We start from the raw sequence: 14,539 nt of genomic DNA on the forward strand, positions 1-14,539 counted from the left end.
GGAGGGTCAGGATGTCCGCGCCGGTCTCCGTCACCACCAGCGTGTGCTCGAACTGCGCCGTGCGCCTGCGGTCCTTCGTCACGACCGTCCAGCCGTCGTCCCACATGTCGTACTCGTGGGTGCCCAGCGTCAGCATCGGCTCGATCGTGAACGTCATGCCCGGCTGCATGACCATCGTCGCGTGCGGGCTGTCGTAGTGCGGGATGATCAGGCCCGAGTGGAACGAGGTGCTGATGCCGTGACCGGTGAAGTCCCGGACGACCCCGTAGTCGAAGCGCTTGGCGTACGACTCGATGACCCGGCCGATGACATTGATCTGCCGCCCCGGCTTGACCGCGTTGATCGCGCGGTCGAGGGCCTCCCGGGTGCGCTCCACCAGCAGCCGGGACTCCTCGTCCACGTCCCCGACCGGATAGGTGGCGTTGTTGTCGCCGTGCACCCCGCCGATGTAGGCCGTGACGTCCAGATTGACGATGTCACCGTCCTTGAGGACCGTCGAGTCCGGGATGCCGTGGCAGATCACCTCGTTGACCGAGGTGCACAGCGACTTCGGGAAGCCCCGGTAGCCGAGCGTGGAGGGATAGGCACCGTGGTCGCACATGTACTCGTGGGCGACCTTGTCCAGCTGGTCCGTGGTGACGCCCGGCGCGATGATCTTCGCGGCCTCCCCCATCGCCCGCGCGGCGATACGGCCGGCGATCCGCATCGCCTCGATGGTCTCCGGGGTCTGCACCTCCGGCCCGGTGTACGGCGCCGGCGCGGGCTTGCCGACGTACTCGGGGCGGCGGATGTTTCCGGGAACCGAACGGGTGGGGGACAGTTCCCCTGGTACGAGCAGCGACTGGCCAGACATGCCAGCGAGTCTATCCAGCCGGCATGGGGGAACATGTCGATGGCGAGAGGAGCTGGTCATGCCCCTGTTCAAGAAGCGCACCGTCGGCAAGCCGGGCGAGTGGTACTACTGCCTGAAGCACAAGAAGGTCGAGGAGGGCCCGGAGTGCCCGGCCAAGTACCGCTTCGGGCCGTACGCCTCCCCGGCGGAGGCCCAGCGGGCCATGGAGATCGCCGCCGAGCGCAACCTCGAGTGGGATAACGATCCCCGGTGGCACGACGCCCCGGCGGGCGGCAGCGGCGACGAGGAGTGATCACACCCCGGTGGGCGCGGCGGCGGCGCGGCACTCGCGCATCCGTACCGCGTGCTCGTTGGTGCGGGCGTCGTACGCCATGAGTCCCGGCAGGCAGAGCGCGAGCAGGCCCATGGCGCCCGCGCAGGCCAGCCCGCCGGAGACGACGGAGGTCCGCACGCCCGCCCAGGCCGCCGTGCCGCCCGCCCGGACCTGGCCGAGCTGCGGACCGACCGAGTAGGACAGCAGTTCGATCCCGGCGAGCCGGCCGCGCAGCTCGTCCGGGATCGTCTGGTTCCACATGGCCGACCGGAAGATCCCGCTGACCATGTCGAAGCCACCGCCGACGGTCAGGAAGACCAGGACCAGCCATACGTTCCCGCACACACCGGCCGCCGCGACCGCCAAACCCCAGCCGGCGGCCGACAGCACCACCATCAGGCCGTGCCGGTGGATCCGGGAGGCCCAGCCGCTGGTCAGGCTCACCAGCATCGCCCCGGCCGGGACAGTGGCGTACATCAGACCCAGCGCCCAGTCGGCGTGCAGCTCGTCCGCGAGGAACGGCAGCACCGCGAGCGGCACGGCCAGGAACATCGCCGCGAGGTCGACGACGTAGGTGCCGAGGAGCTCCTTGCGGCTCCAGGCGTACCGGGCGCCCTCCAGGATGGCGCCGAGCGACGGCTTGGACGCCATGGGGAGGGAGGCGGGGGAGGGGGCGATCCGGACCATGTACGCCAGCGACACGGCGAAGGTCAGCAGGTCGGCCGCGTACGCCCAGCCCAGGCCCGCGTAGGCGACGACCACACCCGCGACGGTCGGGCCCGCGACGCCTCCGACGGTCCAGCGCAGGGAGTTCAGCGAGGCCGCGGCGGGCATGTCGTCGTGGGCGACGATCCGGGGCCACAGGGAGTCCAGTGCCGGGCGCTGCACGGAGACCAGGGCGGAGGAGAGGGCGGCGACGGCGTACAGCGGCCACACCGCGGGCCGCGGGAGCAGGGCATTGACCAGCAGGGCCGCGCTCAGCAGCCCCTGCCCGGCCTCCGTCCGCACGATGAGCCCGCGCTTGTCGAGCGCGTCGGCCAGGGCGCCGCCGTACAGGCCGCACACGACGAGCGGCAGCAGCTCCACTGCGCCGATCGCGCCGACCGCCGCCGCGGATCCGGTGAGGTCCTTCAGCTGGACGGGGAGCGCGACGAAGGTCAGGAAGCTGCCGAAGTTGCTGATCAGGCCGGACTTCCACAGGCGGCGGAAGTCGACGGAGGCCTTCCAGGGAGAGAGGTCGGGGAGGAGGGCGCGGGTCACTCAGGCATGCTCGGCGGGGCGGGGTCACCGGGCAACCGGTTTTCTCCGCCACAGCCGCGTCACCAGGAGGCCGGAGGCGGTGCCGTCAACGTCTCCGCCAGCCGGGCCAGCCGGTCGCGGAAGCCGCGCCGGGACCTCGGGGTGCCCGCGTTCTCGCCGACCGCCGCGCTGACCAGGTGCTGCACCGTGTCCAGGTCCAGCTCCGCCCCCTCCGGCACGGCCAGGGTGTCGTGGGCCATCGCCGCGAGGTCGCCGTCGCCCGAGCCGAGGGCCAGCACGGTCGCCCCGGCCCGCCGGGCCGAGTGGACCCGCTCGAGCAGCGGCGCGGGCTCCGAGGGGGCCACGACCAGCAGCGTCTCGCCGCGCCGTGCCGCCTCGATGCGCCCGGGGCCGACGGCCAGGTGCGCGGGGTCGCAGGAGCGGGCGTGATGCCGTACGAGGGTGGGCGCCAGTTCGGGCGTCCCGGACCACGCGGCCTCGTCGACCAGGTGCGCCGCCAGATGCCACGGCTCGTACTCCGGCGTGCCCACCAGCAACAGCCCGCCCCCGTGCGCCACCACGGATCCGCGCAGCACCCCCGCGAACCTCCGGGTGGCCCCCAGCCACTCGGTCCCGGCGAGCACTTCCCGCAACAGCGCGACCCGTACGGCGTCCATGCGCCCGCATCCTGCCGCAACGAGGCGCTCGTGATGTCGAGTTCACCCGGAATTCGCCCGACCCGGGGACATGCACCGGTCACCGTGCGAACACCGGTCGCCCGTATCGCCGTCCCGCCGATCCCGAGGAGCCGCCCCATGACCGACATCGCCGTTCCCTTCGTGCCGGACACGAGGGCTGCACCGGTTTCCGGATCCCGGCGGTCGTGGCCACCTGGTCGAGCCGTTCCGCCTGCAGGCCGGCCCGACCGCGCCCGTCTGCCAGGCCTCCGTCCTCCATATCCGCGCACCCGGCCTGCTGCCTGCTCCGGCCCCGCCGACGCCGTCCACCGTGCCCCGATGCCGATCCGCGCCTCCACCGACGGCGGCACCACCTGGCGCACGGCGTTCACCGTCGACGGGCTGCCCGCCGCCCACTCCGACCTGGTCCGCGTCGATGCGGCCACCGTCGGACTCCTCCACGAGACCGGCGGCTTCGGCGCCTACGGGACGATCACCTTCCGCCGGGTCCCCGTGCGGCGGCTCACCTGAGCCGGTGCCGTACCCGGCACGGACGTAGAGTCGCCCCATGACCTCTACCGACAGCGCACAGACCCCTGCCAAGGCGCCCGCCAAGGACCCCTGGGACCTGCCCGACGTCTCCGGGTACGTCGTCGGCGTGCTCGGCGGCACCGGACCGCAGGGCAAGGGCCTCGCCTACCGGCTCGCCCGGGCCGGCCAGAAGGTGATCATCGGCTCCCGCGCCGCCGAGCGCGCGCAGGCGGCCGCCGACGAACTCGGCCACGGCGTCGAGGGCGCCGACAACGCCGAGACCGCGCGCCGCAGCGACATCGTGATCGTCGCCGTACCGTGGGACGGCCACGGCGACACGCTGAAGTCCCTGCGCGAGGAACTGGCCGGCAAGCTCGTCGTGGACTGCGTCAACCCGCTCGGCTTCGACAAGAAGGGCGCCTACGCCCTCAGGCCCGAGGAGGGCAGCGCCGCCGAGCAGGCCGCCGCCCTGCTCCCGGACTCCCGCGTCACCGCCGCCTTCCACCATCTGTCCGCCGTCCTGCTCCAGGATCCGCAGATCGAGCAGATCGACACCGATGTGATGGTGCTGGGCGAGGAGCGGGCCGACGTGGAGCTCGTCCAGGCCCTCGCCGGGCGCATCCCCGGGATGCGCGGCGTCTTCGCGGGACGGCTGCGAGGCGCCCACCAGGTCGAGTCGCTCGTCGCGAACCTGATCTCCGTCAACCGCCGCTACAAGGCACACGCCGGGCTCCGCATCACCGACGTCTGAGCGGATGGGGGACACTGGTCGTCGTAGCAGTGTCCCCCGCAAGGAGCCGACCCCATGCCCCGCATCGCCCTGTGCACCCTCGTCGTCTGCGTGCTCTCCGTGGCCGCCGCCGTCGTCTCCTTCGTCCAGGGCAGCTGGCTCGGACTCGTCTGGGTGCTGCTGGCGGGTCTGACGTCCAACATGACCTGGTACTACGTCAAGCGGAACCGGGCCACCGCCGCGCAGGGCGAGTCCGTCACGGGCTGACCTGGCAGATCTCCGGCGTGCCCTGCCAGAATCGGTACAACTCCTGGCCGCAGTACCGCGGGAAGTCGCCCACGCCCAGGTCGCGCAGGATCGCGTCGACCGCGTCGAAGAACACGGTGTTCACCGACGGCTGCCACAGCAGCACGAACACGAGCAGCAGACCGAACGGCGCGAACGGCTCCACCTGCCGCTTGACCTTGTACGACAGCCAGGGCTCGATGACGCCGTAGCCGTCCAGGCCCGGCACCGGCAGGAAGTTCAGGATCGCCGCCGTGACCTGGAGCAGGGCCAGGAACGCCAGCCCGTACTGGAAGCCGGCGGGCACGCCGTCCAGCGCGTGCAGCCAGAACGGCGCCGTGCACACCGCCGCGAAGAGCGCGTTCGTCAGCGGGCCCGCCGCCGAGACCAGGCTGTGCCGCCAGCGGCCCGGGATCCGGCCGTGCTCGATGAACACCGCGCCGCCCGGCAGACCGATCCCGCCCATGATCACGAACAGCACCGGGAGCACGATGCTCAGCAGCGCGTGCGTGTACTTCAGCGGGTTCAGCGTGAGGTACCCCTTCGCGCCGACCGTGATGTCGCCGCTGTGCAGGGCCGTGCGCGCGTGCGCGTACTCGTGCAGGCACAGGGAGACGATCCAGGCGGCCGTCACGAACAGGAACACCGCGACGCCCGGCTGTGCCGCGGCTCCCGTCCAGGTGGCCCAGCCCGTGACCGCCGTCACGGCCAGGATCCCGACGAACACGGGACTGACCCGGCGGTCGTCGCGGCGGGTGGTGGCGGTGGTCATGTGCGGCTCCCTGCGTAGCTGGTGCGAGCGGATCGACCGTACAGGTGGTCCCGGGAGAACGTCCTGCGGGCGGCCCGCGGTTCCCGGGACCCGTCACTCAGGCGCACGTGACCACGGCCCGGCGCATCGCCGACCAGATCGAGGAAGGACCGCCCGGCCGGGCCGCGACGGGCGAATTCTCGGTCGTCCCGCCCCGGGAGGGCCACAAGCGAGAGCCCGAGGCGTCGGCGCTGCCACCGGACCGGATCCGTGACCAAGCCGGAGAACGGCGCCCACCCGTGCACCCGGTGCGGCCCCTTCGGCAAGGAGATCCAGGTGCCCGTGGCCGATCGGACCCTCACTCCCGACTCCTCCACGTTCATGCGCATCCGGAACCCGAAGGCGGTACCCGGCCGTCCCCGGAGACAATGGACCCCGTGCGTTACCGCCTGCTCGGCACCACCCAGGTACTCCGCCCCGACGGCACGGCCGTCCCGGTCGGCGGGGCGCGGCTGCGTGCCCTGCTGGGCGTGCTCGCGCTGCGCGCCGGGCGGACCGTGCCCGTCGGCGTGCTCGTCGACGAGGTGTGGGGCGCCGATCCGCCCGCCGACGCCGCCGGGGCGCTCCAGGCGCTGGTCGGCCGGCTGCGCCGGACCCTCGGCGCGGACGCCGTCGCCTCCGCCGAGGGCGGCTACCGGCTCACCGCCGCGCCCGACGACGTCGACCTCATCCGCTTCGAGCGGCTGACCGGCGACGGCCTCGCCGCGCTCGGCGACGGCGATCCGGCCAAGGCCGCCGCCGTCCTGGACGACGCGCTCGCCCTGTGGCGCGGCCCCGCCCTCGCCGACCTGCCCGACCACCACGCCGAGGCGGCCCGCTGGGAGGCCCGCCGGCTCGACGCGCTGCGCGCCCGGCACACCGCCGCCCTCGCCCTCGGCCACGCCGAGCAGGCGCTGCCCGAGCTGACCGCCCTGTGCGACGGCCATCCGCTGGACGAGCCGCTGCAGGCGCTCAGGCTGCGCGCCCTGCGTGACACCGGCCGCCCGGCGCAGGCGCTCGCCGCCTACGAGGACGTACGACGGCTGCTCGCGGACCGGCTCGGTTCCGACCCCGGGCCGGAACTGCGCTCCCTGCACGCCGAGTTGCTGACCGCGCAGGCCCCGAGGGAGCCCCAGCGCCGGGTCCTGGGCAACCTGCCCGCCCGGCTCACCTCCTTCGTCGGCCGGGAGCGCGACATCGATGCCATCGGCGCCGACCTCGCCGGCGCCCGCCTGGTCACCCTGCTCGGGCCCGGCGGCGCCGGCAAGACCCGGCTGTCCCAGGAGGCAGCCGAGGCGGTACGGGACACCGTCCGGGACGGGGTGTGGCTGGCCGAGCTGGCGCCCGTCGACGACCCCGAGGCGGTACCGCAGGCCGTGCTGACCGCCATCGGCGCCCGCGAGACCGTGCTGCACGGCGCCGGCGCGGAGAGCATGCGCGCGGTCACCGACCGGCCCGACGACCCGCTCGAACGGATCGTGGAGCACTGCGCCCGCCGCCGGATGCTGATCGTCCTCGACAACTGCGAGCACGTGGTCGAGGCGGCCGCCCACCTCACCGAGCGGCTGCTGGCCCGCTGCCCCGGGCTGACCGTCCTCGCCACCAGCAGGGAACCCCTCGGTGTCCCGGGGGAGCGGGTGCGCCCGGTGGAGCCGCTGCCCGAGCCCGTCGCGCTGCGGCTGCTCGCCGACCGGGGCGCGGCCGCCAGGCCCGGCTTCCGGGTCGAGGACGACCCCGAGGCGTGCGCCGAGATCTGCCGGCGCCTCGACGGACTCCCGCTCGCGATCGAACTGGCGGCGGCCCGGCTGCGGATGCTCACCCCGCGCCAGATAGCCGACCGGCTCGACGACCGCTTCCGGCTGCTCACCTCCGGCAGCCGCACCGTGCTGCCCCGCCAGCAGACCCTGCGGGCCGTCGTCGACTGGTCCTGGGAACTGCTGGACGCCGACGAACGGGACGTCCTCGCCCGGCTGTCCGTCTTCGCGGGCGGCTGCGACCTCGCCGCCGCCGAGGCCGTGTGCGGCCCCGTCGCCCTGGACGTGCTGGGCTCCCTGGTCGACAAGTCCCTGGTGGTGGCGGCGCCGTCGGCCGACGGCCAGATGCGCTACCGGCTGCTGGAGACCGTCGCCGAGTACGCGGGCGAACGGCTCGACGAGAGGGGGCGGCGCCGCGAGGCCGAGCGCGCCCATCTGGCGTACTACCGCGAACTCGCCCGCACCATCGACCCGTTGCTGCGCGGTCCCGGTCAGCGTGCCGCCATCGACCGGTTCGAGACGGAGTACGAGAACCTGCGCACCGCCCTGCGGCATGCCGTCGCCGACCGCGACGAGCAGGAGGGGCTGTGCCTGGTGCTGTCCCTGGCGTCCTTCTGGCAGATGCGCGACCAGCGCATCGAGACCCGCACCTGGTGCGAGGAGGTGATGGCGCTCGGCCCCGACCCCTTCGCCGAACCGGTCCGGCCCGCCCGGCCGGTGTGGCGGCCCTGCACCGAGACCCCGCCGCCGTACACCGGCGAGGTCCTCGCCGAGGCCCGGCGCGGCGTCCACCTCGCCCATCTCGCCTGCATGGACCACGACCTGGCCGCCTGGCAGACGCCCGCGGCGCAGGCGAAGCTGCGCGCCATCACCCGGGCCTACGAACCCGGGATGCCGCAGACCTGCCGGGTCCCCGGCCTGCTGTGGTTCTACGCCGTCATGCTCACCGGCGGCGCCGAGCAGATGTGGACCGTCATCGACGCCTGCGTCCGGACCAGCCGCGACACACCCGGCTTCGAGTGGGAACTGGCCACGACCCTGCAGATGCGCGCCAACCTCCTCGCCAACCGCACCGCCTGGGCCCGCGACGCCACCCAGGACGCCGAGGAGGCGCTGGAGATCTTCCGCCGCCTCGAAGACTCCTGGGGCACCGCCGAGGCGCTGTCCGCCCGCGGCGAGGCCCATGAACGCCGGGGCGCCTACCACGAGGCCGCCGCCGACTACCGCGAGGCCATCGAACACGCCGAACGCCTCGGCGCCCGCGGCCAGATCGCCATCCTCCGCGCCCGCCTCGGCGCCGTGCTCATGGAGGTGGGAGAGATGGAGCGCGGCGAGCGGATGCTCCGGGACGTCATCGCGAGCCAGGACGGCTCCCTCAACGAGGCGATGCCCGCCGCCCGGCTCTTCCTCGCCTGCTGGCTGGGCCTGACCGGCCGCGTGGCCGAGGCCCGGCAGCAACTGGTCCTGCTGCGCGAGGAGTTCAAGATCGCGCACTTCGTGGTGTTCGACTCCATGCTCCTCACCCAGGAGGCCTGGCTGGACGCCCTCGACGGCCGGGGCGAGGAGGCGCTCGAGCGGTGCCGCCGGGCGCTGCGCCTGGCCCGCGACCCGCTGACCCAGACGATCGCCCCGCACCTGGAGTCCGTCTGCCTCAACAGCGCGGCGATGGCCCTCGCCGACGTCGGCGGCGGCAGCCGCGCCCTCGACGCGGCCCGCTGCCTGGGCGCCGCCGACGCGCTGCTGCCGCCCGGCCACATCCTCTCCGGCGTCGAGCGCCGCTGCCACGACCTGGCCGAGGGCCGGATCCGGCAGGTGCTGGACGAGCCGGCCTTCCGGGCCGCGTACGCCGAGGGCGGTGGCCTCTCCCTCGCGGAGGCCACCGCCCTGGTCTGACGGCACGGCGAGTGTCAGTGCTTGGTGCGGAACTTGTGGATCGCGACCGGTCCCATGACCGCCGTGATCCCGACCGACCAGGCCACCGTCACCCACAGGTCGTGGGCGACCGGGCCGCCGATCATCAGTCCGCGGGCCGCGTCCGCGAGCGTGGACAGCGGGTTGTAGTCGGTGAAGTGCTGCAGCCAGCCCGGCATCGACGTGGTCGGCGCGAAGATCGAGGACCCGAACTGCAGCGGGAACAGCACCAGGAAGCCCATCGCCTGCACCGACTGCGCGTTCTTCAGGATGACGCCGAGGGTGAGGAACACCCACATGATCGAGGAGGCGAACAGCGCGGACAGGCCGACGGTCGCGAGCAGGCCGGTCCAGCTGGTGACGTGGAAGCCGACCAGCACAGAGACGATCATCAGCACGGCCGTGGCGAACAGCATCCGCCCCAGCTCGACGGCGATCTTCGCGAACAGCACGGATCCGCGCCCGATCGGCAGCGACCGGAACCGGTCCATGACCCCGCTGTTGAAGTCCTGGCTGAACCCGGTGCCGACGCCCTGGGCCAGCGTCATGCTCATCATGGCGATCATGCCGGGGATGACGTACTGCACGTACTTGGCCTGGCCGCCGCCCAGCGCCTGTCCGATCGAGCCGCCGAAGACGTACACGAACAGCAGGGTGAAGACGACCGGCATGAGCAGCGCGTCGAACATCGACTCCGGGTCCTGTCGGATCCAGAGCAGGTTGCGCCGGATGAGCGCGCCGGTGTGCCGCAGGTGCCCGCGCAGCGGGATGCGGACGTCGGTGGAGGCGGCGGTGATCGCAGGGGCGGCGCGAAGCGCCTCGTTCAGGGTGGCGGCGGGCGACGGGTGGGAGCTCATACGGCGATCTCCTCGCGGGAGTCGGCGGGCGTGGCGTCCTGTGGGGCACTGGCGCGGTGGCCGGTGAGGGACAGGAACACCTCGTCCAGGCTGGGCAGTTCGGTGGTGATGGAGGAGATGGTGATGCCACGCGCGGTGACCGCGCCGACCACGGCGGTCAGCTGCTCGTCGCTGAGAATCGGCACCAGCAGGGTCCCGGACTCGGTGTCCACGGTGGTGCTTGCGAGACCGGTGATGCCGAGTTCGTCCATCATGTCGGCGAGCGGCCGCAGCTGCAGTGGATCGACCGGCCGGACCCGGAGGGTGCGCCCGCCGACGCGGGCCTTGAGTTCCTCGATCCCGCCGCCCGCGATGACCTTGCCGCGGTCCACCACGGTCAGTTCGGAGGCGAGCTGCTCGGCCTCCTCCATGTACTGGGTGGTCAGCAGCACGGTCACGCCGTCACCGACCATCGCCTTCACCTCGTCCCACACCTCGTTGCGGGTGCGCGGGTCGAGCCCGGTGGTGGGCTCGTCCAGGAAGAGGACGGCGGGCCGCCCGATCATCGAGGCGGCCAGGTCCAGCCGCCGCCGCATGCCGCCGGAGTACGTGCTCGCCGGGCGCTTGGCCGCCTCGGTCAGGGAGAACCGTTCCAGCAGCTCGTCCGCGCGGGCGCGGGCGTCCTTGCGGGACAGGTCCAGCAGCCGGCCGATCATGTACAGGTTCTCCCGGCCGGACAGCTTCTCGTCGACGGAGGCGTACTGCCCGGTCAGACCGATCACCCGGCGCAGCTGACGGGGCTGCCGGACGACGTCGTGGCCGGCCACGGTGGCCTGGCCGGCGTCCGGGGCGAGCAGGGTGGACAGGATCCGGACGAGGGTGGTCTTGCCGGCGCCGTTCGGACCGAGCACACCCATCACGGTGCCCTCGCGCACGTCCAGGTCGACACCGTCCAGCGCCTTGGTCTCGCCGTAGTGCTTGACCAGTCCCCGTACCGTCACGGCGTGGCTTGTGCCGCCGGGGTTCTCATGGATTCGCGTCATGCGAGAGACAGTGCCAGCACCCACCGACAAACCACCGACAGCCGACCGACAGGGCACCGACACCGCCCGGTTGCGGGGCCCACGGACAGCGGCCCCCACAAAGCGGCAGCCCGCCGACGGGGGAAGATCGGCGGGCTGCCCGGTGTTGCCGCAATGGCTCAGTGGCACCGTCTAGTGGACGGAGTGCTCCTCCAGCGGGAAGGCGCCGGAGACGACCTCCTCGGCGAACGACTTCACCGCGTCGCCCATGACCTCGCGCAGACGGGCGTACTTCTTCACGAACTTCGGCACCCGGCCGGAGGTCAGGCCGAGCATGTCCGTCCAGACCAGGACCTGCGCGTCGGTCTCGGGCCCGGCGCCGATGCCGACGGTCGGGATGTGCAGCACGCGCGTCACCTCGGCCGCCAGTTCCGCCGGAACCAGCTCCAGGACGACGGCGAAGGCCCCCGCGTCCTGGACGGACTTCGCGTCGCGCAGGAGCTGCTGGGCCGCCTCCTCGCCCCGGCCCTGCACGCGGTAGCCCATCGCGTTGACGGACTGCGGGGTCAGCCCGATGTGGGCCATGACCGGGATGCCGGACTCGACGAGGAGCCGGATCTGGTCGTGCGAGCGCTCGCCGCCCTCCAGCTTGACCGCCCCGACCCCGGCCTCCTTCACCAGCCGGGTCGCCGAGCGCAGCGCCTGCACCGGGCCCTCCTGGTAGGAGCCGAAGGGGAGGTCGCCGACGATCAGGGCGCGCTGCGTGCCGCGTACCACGGCCGCGGACAGCATGGTCATCTCGTCGAGGGTGACGGGCACGGTCGTCTCGTACCCGAGGTGGCAGTTGCCCGCCGAGTCGCCGACCAGGAGCACCGGGATCCCGGCCTCGTCGAAGACGGACGCGGTCATCGCGTCGTAGGCGGTGAGCATGGGCCACTTCTCGCCGCGTTCCTTGGCGAGAGCGATGTCGCGGACGGTGATGCGGCGAGTGCCCTTCCCCCCGTACAGCGACTTGCTGCCGTCGGAGGACTTGTTCTGGGCAGCCGAAAGCTGCGTCATGGCAACGGCTCCTTCAGTCATCTCGAGGCGCCCTCACGGCGTCCCCGGATCGCTTCCATGGTGGCACCTCGTGCCAGTCACGGCCAGAGGGGCCGCCTGTGATCCCCGCCGATGGGCCGATCCCGGCCTCCGACGGCCTTGTAACGCCTTGATAAAGACGTAAGATACGAGACCGTTCCGTATCGGAATTGTCGTAGGCTCGAACACATGACAAGTCCTGTCCCTGCCTCCCGGATACCCGAAGCGGTGCACCGGCGCCGCTGGGCGATCCTCGGCGTCCTGATGCTGAGCCTGCTCATCGTGGTGCTCGACAACTCCATCCTGAACGTCGCCATCAAGACCATCTCCAGCCCCGCGCCGACCGGCCTCGGCGCCTCCCAGGGGCAGATCGAGTGGGCGATCAACGCCTACACCCTCGTCTTCGCCGGCCTGCTGTTCACCGCCGGCCTCATCGGCGACCGCCTCGGCCGCAAGAAGGTGTTGCTCGGCGGCATCGCCGTGTTCGGCATCGGCTCGATGCTCGCCGCCGAGTCGGGCACCCCGGACCAGCTGATCGCCTACCGCGCGCTGATGGCCCTCGGCGCCGCCTTCGTGATGCCGGCCACTCTCGCCGTGCTGATGAACGTCTTCGAGCGCGAGGAGCAGCCCAAGGCCATCGGCATCTGGGCCGGTGGCGTCGGCCTCGCCATCGCCATCGGACCGATCACCGGCGGCGCGCTCCTCGACCACTTCTGGTGGGGCTCGGTCTTCTTCGTCAACGTGCCGATCGTGGTCGTCGCGCTGGTCCTGATGACCTGGCTGGTGCCGGACTCGCGCGACCCGAAGCCCGGCCGCCTCGACCCCGTCGGCGTCGTCCTGTCCGTCGTCGGCCTCGTGCTGCTGGTCTACGGCATCATCAAGGGCGGCGAGCTGGCCGACTTCACCGACGCCAAGGTGCTCGCCACCATCATCGCCGGTCTCGTCGTCCTGACCGGCTTCGTCATCTTCGAGAAGCGCAGCGACCACCCCTCGCTCGACGTCACCTACTTCAAGAACAAGGTCTTCTCGGCCGCCATGAGCGCCATCGCGCTGGTCTTCTTCGCGCTGATGGGCGTCACGTTCTTCGGCGTCTTCTACACCCAGAGCGTGCGCGGCTACTCCCCGCTGGAGTCCGGCGTGCTGATGCTGCCGCTCGCCTGCGCCCAGCTGATCTTCGCGCCGCGCGCCCGGCTGCTGGTCGACCGGTTCGGCAACAAGGCCACCACCACCGCCGGCCTGGTGCTGATCGCCGCCACACTGGCCGCGTTCGCGACCTTCGAGGCCGACACGCCGATCTGGATCCTCGAGGTCGTCTTCTTCCTCATGGGCACCGGAATGGCGCACATCATGACCCCGACCTCGGTCGTCATCATGCAGGCGCTGCCGCGCGAGAAGGCCGGCTCCGCCTCCGCGCTCAGCAACACCTTCCGCCAGGTCGGCGGCGCGCTCGGCATCGCCGTCCTCGGCTCGGTGCTCGCCACGGCGTACCGCAACGGCATCGAGGGCAAGCTCGGCATGCTGCCGCCCGCGCTGCGCGACAGGGCCGCCGAGTCCATCGAGGCCACCCTGGGCATCGCCGGCCGGCTCGGCCCGCAGGGCAAGGCCCTGGTCACCCCCGCCAACGACGCGTTCCTGCACGCCATGCACGTCACCGCGCTGTGCGGCGTGGGCGTCGCGCTGATCGGCGCCGTGGTGACGGGCCTGTTCCTGCCCGGCAGGTCGCCGGCCGCTCAGGCGGGCGAGCAGGAGGCGGAGTTGGTCGTCGCCGCGGAGTGACGCGGATCGCGGCTGTATCCGGTCGTACACGGGGGAAGGAGGCGGCTGCGGGACAATTCCCGCAGCACAGTGAGAGGACGGAAACGACGTGAGCCTTGCCGAGAGCCGGCCGCGACCGGACGGGCCCGCGCGGGGACGACCCCGCAGCGAGGCCGTGGAACGGGCCATCCTGGAAGGCGTGATGAAGCTCCTGGAGGACGGCGTACCGCTCGCCGAACTCTCCATCGAGCGCGTCGCGCGTACGGCCGGCGTCGGCAAGGCCACCATCTACCGGCGCTGGAGCGGCAAGGAGGAACTGTTCGTCGACGTCGTACGCGCCGCCGAACCCCCCGACCCCGAACTCCCCGGCACCTGTCTGCGCGACGACCTCGTGGTGCTGCTGGAGTCCCTGCGCCAACGCGGGCTCGTCCAGCGCACCTCGGCGATCCTGCACAACGTGTACGCGCAGATGAAGCACAGCCCGAAGCTCTGGTCGGCGTACCACGCCAGTGTCATCGCGCCCCGGCGCGAACTCGGGATGCAGGTGCTGCGCCGAGGGCGGGAGAACGGCGAACTGCGGCCGGACGTCGACCTGGAACTCGCCAACGACCTGTTCGTCGGCCCCATGCTCGTGCGCACCACGCTGCGCCCCGACGGCGACCTGCCCGAGGACCTGGCGGAGCGGATCGTCGACGCGGTCCTGGCCGGCCTACGGCCCGTCAGCTCGACAGCCTCGTAGCACCGATGTGCGCGTTTCGTCACAAAC

General features: G+C 72.3%; 13 protein-coding genes and 1 pseudogene. 7 read left to right on the forward strand and 7 right to left on the reverse strand.

The features are described from left to right. Window positions 1–853 (reverse strand): type I methionyl aminopeptidase (gene map, locus AC5WRT_RS32240; RefSeq protein ID WP_496092339.1); only part of this gene is annotated, 853 nt, incomplete at its 3' end. Window positions 854–911: 58 nt separating this feature from the next. On the opposite strand from map, the gene AC5WRT_RS32245 reads away from it, so the two are divergent. After that, complete coding sequence (locus tag AC5WRT_RS32245; protein ID WP_496092340.1) at window positions 912–1,145, forward strand: hypothetical protein; 234 nt, start codon at window positions 912–914, stop codon at window positions 1,143–1,145. Here AC5WRT_RS32245 and AC5WRT_RS32250 read toward each other — a convergent pair whose 3' ends face one another. Continuing rightward, on the reverse strand, window positions 1,146–2,426 hold the full coding sequence (locus AC5WRT_RS32250) for an MFS transporter (RefSeq protein WP_496092341.1): 1,281 nt from the start codon (window positions 2,424–2,426) through the stop codon (window positions 1,146–1,148). It abuts the gene before it with no gap. Window positions 2,427–2,485: 59 nt separating this feature from the next. Beyond that, window positions 2,486–3,082: a hypothetical protein gene (locus AC5WRT_RS32255; RefSeq protein WP_496092342.1), complete on the reverse strand. Its 597-nt coding sequence runs from the start codon at window positions 3,080–3,082 to the stop codon at window positions 2,486–2,488. A gap of 202 nt (window positions 3,083–3,284) precedes the next feature. Here AC5WRT_RS32255 and AC5WRT_RS32260 point away from each other — a divergent pair. From AC5WRT_RS32260 to AC5WRT_RS32270, 3 genes and pseudogenes are all read left to right on the forward strand, one after another. Beyond that, window positions 3,285–3,613: pseudogene (locus AC5WRT_RS32260) on the forward strand (sialidase family protein); the annotation flags it as partial. Between the two features lie 37 nt (window positions 3,614–3,650). Continuing rightward, window positions 3,651–4,364 (forward strand): NADPH-dependent F420 reductase, encoded by a 714-nt coding sequence (gene npdG / locus AC5WRT_RS32265; protein WP_496092343.1) that lies wholly within the window; start codon window positions 3,651–3,653, stop codon window positions 4,362–4,364. Window positions 4,365–4,418: 54 nt separating this feature from the next. After that, entirely contained in the window at window positions 4,419–4,610 is a 192-nt protein-coding gene (locus AC5WRT_RS32270; RefSeq protein ID WP_496092344.1) for a hypothetical protein, read from the forward strand. On the opposite strand, the gene AC5WRT_RS32275 is transcribed toward AC5WRT_RS32270, so the two are convergent. Next, the gene (locus AC5WRT_RS32275) at window positions 4,600–5,400 is read right to left on the reverse strand and encodes a site-2 protease family protein (protein ID WP_496092345.1); all 801 of its coding nucleotides are present in this window, start codon (window positions 5,398–5,400) and stop codon (window positions 4,600–4,602) included. The genes AC5WRT_RS32270 and AC5WRT_RS32275 overlap by 11 nt on opposite strands. A 407-nt stretch (window positions 5,401–5,807) precedes the next feature. Between AC5WRT_RS32275 and AC5WRT_RS32280 the strand changes: the two genes are divergently transcribed. Then, window positions 5,808–9,065 (forward strand): ATP-binding protein, encoded by a 3,258-nt coding sequence (locus AC5WRT_RS32280; protein ID WP_496100859.1) that lies wholly within the window; start codon window positions 5,808–5,810, stop codon window positions 9,063–9,065. Window positions 9,066–9,079: 14 nt separating this feature from the next. Here the strand turns inward: AC5WRT_RS32280 and AC5WRT_RS32285 are convergent, their stop codons facing one another. The 3 genes from AC5WRT_RS32285 to panB form a co-directional block, all read right to left on the reverse strand. Continuing rightward, window positions 9,080–9,940, reverse strand: coding sequence for an ABC transporter permease (locus AC5WRT_RS32285; RefSeq protein ID WP_496092347.1), 861 nt, complete (start codon window positions 9,938–9,940; stop codon window positions 9,080–9,082). Continuing rightward, entirely contained in the window at window positions 9,937–10,962 is a 1,026-nt protein-coding gene (locus AC5WRT_RS32290; RefSeq protein WP_496092348.1) for an ATP-binding cassette domain-containing protein, read from the reverse strand. The genes AC5WRT_RS32285 and AC5WRT_RS32290 overlap by 4 nt, the downstream gene beginning before the upstream one ends. A 171-nt stretch (window positions 10,963–11,133) precedes the next feature. Beyond that, window positions 11,134–12,000 (reverse strand): 3-methyl-2-oxobutanoate hydroxymethyltransferase, encoded by an 867-nt coding sequence (gene panB, locus AC5WRT_RS32295; RefSeq protein ID WP_496092349.1) that lies wholly within the window; start codon window positions 11,998–12,000, stop codon window positions 11,134–11,136. 207 nt (window positions 12,001–12,207) lie between these two features. Here panB and AC5WRT_RS32300 point away from each other — a divergent pair, with 207 nt between their 5' ends. Next, window positions 12,208–13,794, forward strand: coding sequence for an MFS transporter (locus AC5WRT_RS32300; RefSeq protein WP_496092350.1), 1,587 nt, complete (start codon window positions 12,208–12,210; stop codon window positions 13,792–13,794). A gap of 88 nt (window positions 13,795–13,882) precedes the next feature. Then, a complete protein-coding gene (locus AC5WRT_RS32305; RefSeq protein ID WP_496092351.1) occupies window positions 13,883–14,512 on the forward strand; it encodes a TetR/AcrR family transcriptional regulator in 630 nt (209 codons plus the stop codon). The last annotated feature ends 27 nt before the right edge of the window (window positions 14,513–14,539 follow it).

It is taken from the genome of Streptomyces sp. NTD91 (genome assembly GCF_059510455.1).